The organism is Pseudomonas agronomica, assembly GCF_025917275.1.
In the GTDB taxonomy this organism is placed as follows: Bacteria; Pseudomonadota; Gammaproteobacteria; order Pseudomonadales; family Pseudomonadaceae; genus Aquipseudomonas; species Aquipseudomonas agronomica.
The window spans coordinates 1-963 of sequence record NZ_JAOSHO010000909.1; the positions used below are offsets into that span (position 1 = coordinate 1).

The following is a 963-nucleotide window of genomic DNA, read 5'->3' on the forward strand; positions in this document are numbered from 1 at the left end:
TGTCGAATTCCTCGACCATTACCTGGACATGCGCCTGGACCTGTCGAAAGTGCTTTTCGTGTGCACCGCCAACACCCTGGACTCGATCCCCGGCCCGCTGCTGGACCGCATGGAAGTGATTCGCCTGTCGGGGTATATCACCGAAGAAAAGGTCGCCATTGCCAAGCGCCACCTGTGGCCCAAGCAACTGGCCAAGGCCGGCGTGTCCAAGGGCAGCTTGGGCATCAGTGACAGCGCCCTCAAGGTGTTGATCGACGGTTATGCTCGTGAAGCCGGGGTGCGCCAGTTGGAGAAGCAACTGGGCAAACTGGTGCGCAAGGCTGTGATGAAGCTGATCGAAGAACCAAAAGCGGTGATCAAGCTTGGCCCGAAGGACCTCGAGGCCTCCCTGGGCAAACCGGTGTTCCGCAATGAGCAGGTCCTGTCCGGCGTCGGGGTGATCACCGGCCTGGCGTGGACCAGCATGGGCGGCGCCACGTTGCCGATCGAAGCAACGCGGATCCACACCCTCAATCGTGGCTTCAAGCTCACCGGTCAACTGGGCGAGGTGATGAAGGAATCGGCGGAGATTGCCCACAGCTACGTCAGCTCGCACCTGAAGCAGTTCGGCGGAGATCCGAAGTTCTTCGACGAGGCCTTTGTCCACCTCCACGTACCGGAAGGCGCCACGCCGAAGGACGGACCGAGTGCCGGCGTGACCATGGCCAGCGCCCTGCTGTCCCTGGCGCGCAACCAGCCACCGAAGAAAGGCGTGGCCATGACCGGTGAGCTGACGTTGACCGGGCATGTGCTGCCGATTGGCGGCGTACGTGAAAAGGTCATCGCGGCGCGACGGCAGAAGATCAATGAGCTGATCCTGCCGGAAGCCAACCGGGGCAACTTCGAAGAATTGCCGGACTATCTGAAGGAAGGCGTCACGGTGCATTTCGCCAAGCGGTTCGCGGATGTGGCTAAGGTGTTGTT

General features: G+C 61.4%; 1 protein-coding gene. It reads left to right on the plus strand.

Annotated features, from left to right (window positions below):
* Positions 1 to 963, plus strand: a 963-nt coding sequence (locus OC610_RS28045; protein ID WP_332880487.1) for a S16 family serine protease, incomplete at both ends; no start/stop codon positions are given.